This window comes from Sporosarcina koreensis, assembly GCF_001531445.1.
GTDB classification, from domain to species: Bacteria; Bacillota; Bacilli; order Bacillales_A; family Planococcaceae; genus Sporosarcina; species Sporosarcina koreensis_C.
In genome coordinates this window covers 14,092-19,101 of sequence record NZ_LQYA01000164.1, presented here as the reverse complement: position 1 = coordinate 19,101, position 5,010 = coordinate 14,092, and the positions used below count along the sequence as shown (strand labels likewise).

Below are 5,010 nucleotides of genomic sequence, written 5' to 3'. Positions count from 1 at the left end.
ATATAATCCGCCTTCATCTGCACCGCCAATCCATAGGACAGCAATGAGTGTTCCGGCGCGTAGGCGGAAGCCCCGCGATGTGCAATGATCAGGAACTTGTCAGCAGGCAAAGATGCCGCCACCGAGGCGGTTGAACATGCCGATAGAAGGATGAGCAGGCCTAGAAGAATCCCTTTTTTCACGAATGTATCCTCCTTGAACGTAAAGTAATTGTAAAGAATGAGAAAAAAGGAAGGAATTATGACTTCTTTTATCGAAGTGTGTTACTAGCACATATATTCAGATTACTATAAAAGTATTTACAGAAAGGAATTTGATCAATGAAAAGGGTTGAACTGATAGACGTCTCCAAATCATACGATAAACAAGTGGACGTTATCTCCAATATAAACGTAACGATTGAGCCGGGCGAGTTTTTTGTCCTTGTCGGCCCTTCCGGCTGCGGGAAGAGTACGATGCTCCGGATGATTGCGGGGCTTGAGGAAATTACCGGCGGAACATTGAAAATCGGTGAGAAAGTCGCCAATAATCTTTCCCCTGATAAACGAGACCTTTCCATGGTCTTTCAAAACTATGCATTGTATCCGCATTTGTCGGTTCAGCAAAACATAACGTTCGGTCTTGATGTAAAAAAGATGAAGAAGGAGGAACAACGAAAAAAGGCGAACGAAGTGGCGGAAATGCTCGGCTTGACGGAATACCTCGACCGCAAGCCGCGTGAACTTTCCGGCGGGCAGCGGCAACGCGTCGCCCTCGCAAGAGCCATCGTCAGTGAGACACCGATTTGCCTGATGGATGAGCCTTTATCCAATCTCGATGCCAAACTGCGTGCCCATATGCGTTCGGAAATCAGAAGGATTCAAAGGAGCCTTGGCATTACAATGATCTACGTCACCCATGACCAAGTGGAAGCGATGACAATGGGCGATCGGATCATGATCCTCCATGAAGGGAAGATCCAGCAAATCGGCAAACCGATCGATATTTACAATTATCCTGCGAATCCATTCGTCGCGACGTTCATAGGATCGCCGCCGATGAATTTGGCTAAAGCGGAATTCAATCCTTCGACATCAGAGCTCGTCATTGCTGATGAATTGCGGTTGCCTGTGCCGATTGACGAAATTGGAAAGCTTCCAAGAACATCCATGACGGTCGGAGTTCGGCCTGAAAACCTATATCCGATAACCCCTGAAACAAAGGCGGAGGATGTTTTCCATGTGGAAGTGACGAACGTCGAAATTCTTGGGAATGAAACCGTTTTTTCATTCAAACTGGGCGGGGAGGAATGGATGGCGAAATGGAGCGGCCAATGGCATATCGACATCGGCGACCGAATGCCCGTCCGAATGGAATTCGAGTCACTGTCCATCTTTGACGAACAGAGCGGTGAGCTGATTAAAGGGACGATCGACTACGGCAAATACGTCAAGCAGCAAAAGGTGTCGCCATGACCCGGATTGGAAGAGTATGGCGGAAGTCCGTAGACGGGCGGACGGCAGCCCTTTATTTATTGCCATCTATTATTCTATTTTCCGTATTCGTCTTTTATCCGATGTTCCGGACAATCTATTTAAGCTTTTTCCTGACGGATCAAACAGGCAATGCCGCCATCATGGTCGGATTCGAAAACTTCGTCTACTTGCTCGGGTCATCCGAATTCCAAAACAGTATGAAAGCGACGGGGCTGTTCGTATTGTATACAGTTCCGATCACAATTATTCTGGCGCTGTTCTTCGCGCTGCTCGCAAATGAGAAATTGAAGGGCATCGGTTTTTTCCGAACGATGTATTCATCGACGATGGGTATCTCCGTCGCTGCTTCTTCCGTCATTTGGCTTTTCATGTTCAATCCGAGTATCGGAATGTTCAACCGGTTATTGGGCGTCTTGAATCTACCGCAAATTCAATGGCTGCTCGATCCGGAATGGGCATTGCTATCCGTGTCGATTTCAACGATTTGGATGAATATCGGTTTTTCTTTCCTGATTCTATTGGGTGGTTTGCAAAACATCGACGAGCATCTTTATGAGAGTTCGAGAATTGACGGAGCTGGCTATTTCTATCGATTGAGGCGCATCACACTGCCGATGCTTTCGCCGACGCTGTTTTTCATCATCACGATTTCTCTCATCAATGCGTTTCAGACGTTCGGACAGATTGATATTTTGACGAAAGGCGGACCTTCGCAGTCGACGAACTTGATCGTCTACTCGATTTATCGGGAGGCATTTATCAACTATCAGTTCGGAACTGCAAGTGCGCAAGCCGTCATTTTATTCCTGATCATCTTGATTGTCACCATCCTCCAATTCAAATTGGGTGAAAGGAAGGTGCATTACCAATGAAAATGGGGCTCGCTTCGAAAATATGGATCTATTTCTTATTGATTGCAACGTCGGCATTCGTCTTCTTCCCGGTATTGTACGCATTCATGATTTCATTCATGACGGGCCCGGAGATTATCCAAGGTAAATTTTTTCCGGAATCGATCAGTTTCGAGAACTACAGCAAAGTGTTCAGCCGGCTTCCATTGCTGAGCTATTTATTGAACAGTTTCATCGTTTCGGTCAGTGTCATGCTTGGCCAACTTGTCGTCTGCAGTCTGGCTGCTTATGCATTCGTCTTTTTCAAATTCAAAGGTAGGGATTTCATATTCTTCCTGTTCATTTCGACGATGATGATCCCTTGGGAAGCGACGATGATCCCGAACGTATTCACAATCCGCAAGCTTGACTGGTTTAACACGTACCAAGGGCTTACGTTGCCGTTTTTCGCGCTTGCATTTGGCACATTCCTGCTTCGTCAGCATTTCCTCACAATCCCGAAGGAACTGCATGAAGCATCTCAAATTGCGGGCTTAAGCCGTTTCCGCTTTTTCTGGCGGGTCGTTCTCCCAATATCCAAAACAAGCCTTGTCACATTGGGCGCTTACGGTTTCCTGACGACATGGAATATGTACTTATGGCCGCTGCTCATAACGACGAACCAATCTGTGCGTACTGTGCAAATCGGTCTGAAGCAGTTGCAGTCCCAAGAAATCGCAACCGAATGGGGGGTGGTCATGGCAGGAGTCATCGTAGTTATCATACCGACGCTGTTGTTGCTGTTCCTCGGACAGAAGCAGCTGCAAAAAGGGTTATCACAAGGCGCGTTGAAATAATCAAGTCTACCAATTAAAAGGAGTGCATGAAATTTGAAGAAACTACTCACTTCATCTTTGTTTTGGGTGCTAATATTGGCTTTTGCCGTGTTGACAGCCTGTACGAACAGTGACAGCAAAGAAAAGAATGAGCCGACGAAGAATGATACATCGTCCGAAACGGAAGGGACGAAAGATGACGGCGCCGCGACAGGCGAAAAAGTATCCATCGAATTCTGGCATGCAATGTCAGGTACCGGACAGGAGTCGATTGACGCCATTGTCAAAGGGTTCAATGAATCCCAAGACAAATACGAAGTGAAGGCGGAATTCCAAGGATCCTATGAGGAATCATTGACAAAGCTCCGGGGTGTCGGCGGAACGAAGGATGCTCCTGCCATCACGCAAGTGTTTGAAGTCGGAACGAAATACATGATCGACAGCGGCTATATAGAACCGATGCAGAAATTTATCGATGAAGACAATTACGATCTTTCCCAGCTAGAAGAAAACATCCTGAACTACTACCGGGTCGACGGCGAGCTATATTCGATGCCGTTCAACTCCTCGACACCAGTCATGATTTACAACAAAGATGCTTTCAAAGAAGCAGGGCTCGATCCGGAGAAGGCTCCTGAAACATTCGCTGAAGTGATTGACGCGGCAGCAAAGCTGAAAACGGATGAGATGTATGGCTTTTCAATGTTGACATACGGCTGGTTCTTCGAGCAGCTTGTTGCGACGCAAGGCGGCTTGTATGTGAATGAAGACAATGGCAGGTCAGGAGACGCAACGGAATCTTTATTCAACGGTCCTGAAGGGCTGAACGTCTTCCGCTTCCTCGATACGATGAACAAAGCGGGGACTTTCGGGAATTTCGGAACGAACTGGGATGACATCCGGTCTGCATTCGCAACAGGCAAAGTTGCTATGTACATGGACTCGTCCGCCGGTGTAGCGGGTGCAATCAATAACGCTCCATTCGAAGTCGGTGTCGCTTATATCCCGCATGCGGATGAAGTCCAACGGAACGGTGTCGTTATCGGCGGCGCTTCGTTATGGATGTCCAAAGGGATTGCAGAAGAGGAACAGGAAGCTGCTTGGGAGTTCATGAAATACATGACAACACCTGAAGTCCAAGCAAAATGGCATTTGGACACAGGCTATTTCGCTATTAACCCTGCTGCGTATGACGAGCAGAACGTAAAAGACAAGTGGGCGGAATTCCCGCAATTCAAAGTAACAGTGGATCAGCTTCAAGATACAATTCCAGGCCTTGCGACTCAAGGTGCGCTCATTTCCGTCTTCCCTGAATCAAGGCAGCAGATTGTAACTGCTTTGGAGGAACTGTACCAAGGGAAAGATCCGCAAGAAGTTCTTGATAAGGCTGCGGAAGGAACAAACCGTGCGATGGAAATCGCGAACAAGACAAAACAATGAAGATAGGCTGTCTGGCAATCGTATGAATGCCGGACGGCTTTTTCGGAATGAAAATAGTTTGTAAAGTTAGTGATTGATGGGCATGACTTATTTCTAATTATGATATTATTGTGAATAATATATTACTAGAGGGTTTTACGTGCATGATTGCGCTTAAAATAAATTGTAAGTAGGGGAGATGGAAGCCATGTCTTTTATTCGAAAAGCAGGAATGTGGATTGCTGTAATGGCATTGACATTCAGCGGATTTTCAATGTCTGTCGCCAAGGCGGCAGGGGCTCAGGACGTGACACGCGGTGAATTCATTACAGCTGTCGTGAAAGCCCTTGAACTGGAATTGGGAGATGGAAGCACAACGGAATTTACGGATGTCGACGAAATATTGGCACCTATCGTTGAAGCGGCAAAACAAAACGGACTTATAAAAGG

5 protein-coding genes and 1 pseudogene are annotated in these 5,010 nt (G+C 46.8%); 5 read left to right on the top strand and 1 reads right to left on the bottom strand.

Translation table 11 applies throughout. The features are described from left to right. Nucleotides 1-182: pseudogene (locus AWV70_RS23515) on the bottom strand (hypothetical protein); the annotation flags it as partial. Nucleotides 183-320: 138 nt separating this feature from the next. Between AWV70_RS23515 and AWV70_RS16245 the strand changes: the two are divergent. The 5 genes from AWV70_RS16245 to AWV70_RS24190 form a co-directional block, all read left to right on the top strand. After that, nucleotides 321-1,454, top strand: coding sequence for an ABC transporter ATP-binding protein (locus AWV70_RS16245; RefSeq protein WP_060209366.1), 1,134 nt, complete (start codon nt 321-323; stop codon nt 1,452-1,454). Then, a complete protein-coding gene (locus AWV70_RS16240) occupies nt 1,451-2,347 on the top strand; it encodes a carbohydrate ABC transporter permease (protein ID WP_060209364.1) in 897 nt (298 codons plus the stop codon). The genes AWV70_RS16245 and AWV70_RS16240 overlap by 4 nt, the downstream gene beginning before the upstream one ends. 2 nt (nt 2,348-2,349) lie before the next feature. Beyond that, nucleotides 2,350-3,162, top strand: a complete 813-nt coding sequence (locus AWV70_RS16235; RefSeq protein WP_060209383.1) for a carbohydrate ABC transporter permease — start codon at nt 2,350-2,352, stop codon at nt 3,160-3,162. Nucleotides 3,163-3,195: 33 nt separating this feature from the next. Further along, a complete protein-coding gene (locus AWV70_RS16230; protein ID WP_060209363.1) occupies nt 3,196-4,581 on the top strand; it encodes an ABC transporter substrate-binding protein in 1,386 nt (461 codons plus the stop codon). Between the two features lie 187 nt (nt 4,582-4,768). Continuing rightward, nucleotides 4,769-5,010, top strand: a 242-nt coding sequence (locus AWV70_RS24190; RefSeq protein WP_414714843.1) for a hypothetical protein, incomplete at its 3' end; no start/stop codon positions are given.

Coding starts and splice junctions, on each gene's coding strand:
- AWV70_RS16245 (WP_060209366.1), top strand. CDS start 321: ATGAAAAGGGTTGAACTGATAGACGTCTCCAAATCATACGATAAACAA.
- AWV70_RS16240 (WP_060209364.1), top strand. CDS start 1,451: ATGACCCGGATTGGAAGAGTATGGCGGAAGTCCGTAGACGGGCGGACG.
- AWV70_RS16235 (WP_060209383.1), top strand. CDS start 2,350: ATGGGGCTCGCTTCGAAAATATGGATCTATTTCTTATTGATTGCAACG.